2 protein-coding genes are annotated in these 1,965 nt (G+C 75.7%); one reads left to right on the top strand and one right to left on the bottom strand.

The window, feature by feature from the left end:
• Positions 1-359: 359 nt before the first annotated feature.
• Entirely contained in the window at positions 360-938 is a 579-nt protein-coding gene (locus ACTUAL_RS10525) for a TMEM165/GDT1 family protein (RefSeq protein ID WP_440900125.1), read from the top strand.
• Here the strand turns inward: ACTUAL_RS10525 and ACTUAL_RS10520 are convergent.
• Positions 928-1,767, bottom strand: a complete 840-nt coding sequence (locus ACTUAL_RS10520) for a helix-turn-helix transcriptional regulator (protein ID WP_440900124.1) — start codon at positions 1,765-1,767, stop codon at positions 928-930. The two genes, ACTUAL_RS10525 and ACTUAL_RS10520, sit on opposite strands and share 11 nt — an antisense overlap.
• Positions 1,768-1,965: the final 198 nt, after the last annotated feature.

The raw sequence follows: 1,965 nt of genomic DNA, 5'->3' as shown, positions 1-1,965 counted from the left end.
CCCGCCGTCGCGGCGGCGCAGGGCGACCGCCAGCGCGACCGCCGCCCGGTCGGCCCAGCCGGTGTGGTGCCCGTCGGGGCGCAGCACGTCGGACATGCCCTCGGTGAAGGAGTCCCCCACGCACACCAGGCGGGTCGTCGTCGGCACGGTCCTACCGTGCCACGCCGCGCGGGCGCGTACACTCGTGCCCGGCGGAGGGGAGTAGCCCCCAATCGCGGAGTCGACACGCTGGCCCCCGGGCCCGGCTCCCGGGCCTGCGGCGCAGGCGGGCAAGACCTTCGACCTGACCACTGACATGGTCCGGTCGAGGCGTCCCCCGGGGCCCTGGACGCGGGCCGCGACCGAGAGGCCCCTGCGTCATGACCGCGTTCCTCGTGAGCTTCGCCGTGATCTTCGTCGCCGAGCTGGGCGACAAGTCCCAGCTCATGGCGATGACCTTCGCCACCCGCTACCGGTTCTGGACCGTGGTCACCGGCATCACGATCTCCACGGCGGTCATCCACCTCCTCTCCGCGACGGTCGGCAGCCTCATCGGCGCCGCGCTGCCGACGGGGCCGATCGGCATCGTCGCCGGCCTCGCGTTCGTCGGGTTCGGGCTGTGGACGCTGCGCGACGGGGGCGAGGACGACGCGGACGACGCCCGGTCCGCCCGGTCCGGCCGCTCGGCGGTCAACGCCGTCGCGGTCCCGTTCTTCCTCGCCGAGCTCGGGGACAAGACGATGCTCGCGACCATCACCCTCGCCACCCAGAACGGCTTGCTCGGCACGTGGCTCGGCGCCACCGCCGGCCTGGTGACCTCCGGCGTGCTCGCGATCGCCGTCGGGTCCGCGCTCGGCCGGCGCCTGCCGGAGCGGACGCTCGCGGTGGGCGCGGCCGTGCTGTTCTTCGCCGTGGGTGTCTGGCTGCTCGTGGAGGGGATCCTCGCCGTCAGCGCATGACCTGCGGGCCCACGGCGGCCAGCAGCCGCAGCCTGTCGTGGCTCTCGCTGCCCGGCACCGCGGTGTACACGAGCAGCCGGTGCGACTGGACCGGGTCCAGCAGCGTCTGGCAGGTCAGCTCCAGCCGGCCCACCTCGGGGTGCTCGTAGACCTTGCCGTCGTCGAACTGCAGCCCGACCTCGTGCTCGGCCCACAGCGCGCGGAACTCCTCGCTGCGCTCCAGCAGCAGCTCGGCCAGCTGCGCGGCCCGGGACCCGGGACCGCGGAGGGCCGAGACCTGCCGCAGGCCGGAGGCGAGCACCCGCGAGTGGTGGGCGTGGTGCTCCTCCGGGTGCAGCCGGCGCGCGGCCGGGTCGGTGAACCACCGGTAGCCGCGGCTGCGCGCCGGCCCGGTGTACCGGGTCGTGTCCCCGGTGAGGGCCACCCCGAGCGGGGTCTGGCGCAGCGTCTCGCCCAGCTCGGTGACGATCTCGGCGGGGGTGTCGTCGAGGCGGTCGAGGATGCGCAGCATGCCCGGGCTCACGTGGTCCCCCGCCGCGGCGCGGGTCGGCGCGGCGTGGCCGGCGAGGCGGAACAGGTGGTCGCGCTCGGCCAGCGACAGGTGCAGGCCCTGCGCGATGGCGGCCACCATCTGCTCCGACGGCTGCGGGCCGCGCTCCTGCTCCAGGCGCGAGTAGTAGTCCGTCGACATGTGGCACAGCACCGCCACCTCCTCCCGCCGCAGCCCCGTGGTGCGGCGGCGCTGCCCCCGGGGCATGCCGACGTCCTCCGGCTGCAGCGACTCCCGGCGCTGCCGGAGGAACCCGGCCAGCGCGGCGCGGTCGATCATGTCGGTCTCCCCTCGTCGGTGCTGCGCCCGTTCTACCCCGGCCGCCCCACCGCAGCCACGGACCGTGGGTCCCCCACTCGGGCGGGCGACGCCGTCCGGGCGGTGGCCGAGCCAGGGGCTCCGAGCCAGGGACGCCGCAGCCAGGGACCGGCAGGTCCTGGTGGCGCGGCGGGGACGGGCGCAGCCTCGGTCCTGCCA

The sequence above is a fragment of the Actinosynnema sp. genome, from assembly GCF_052038725.1.
The sequence above is the reverse complement of the archived record's forward strand: the minus strand, read 5'-3'. Positions and strand labels throughout refer to the sequence as shown.

Excerpts from the sequence above, each read along its gene's own strand:
- ACTUAL_RS10520 (WP_440900124.1), bottom strand. The coding sequence starts at position 1,767 with ATGATCGACCGCGCCGCGCTGGCCGGGTTCCTCCGGCAGCGCCGGGAG.
- ACTUAL_RS10525 (WP_440900125.1), top strand. The coding sequence starts at position 360 with ATGACCGCGTTCCTCGTGAGCTTCGCCGTGATCTTCGTCGCCGAGCTG.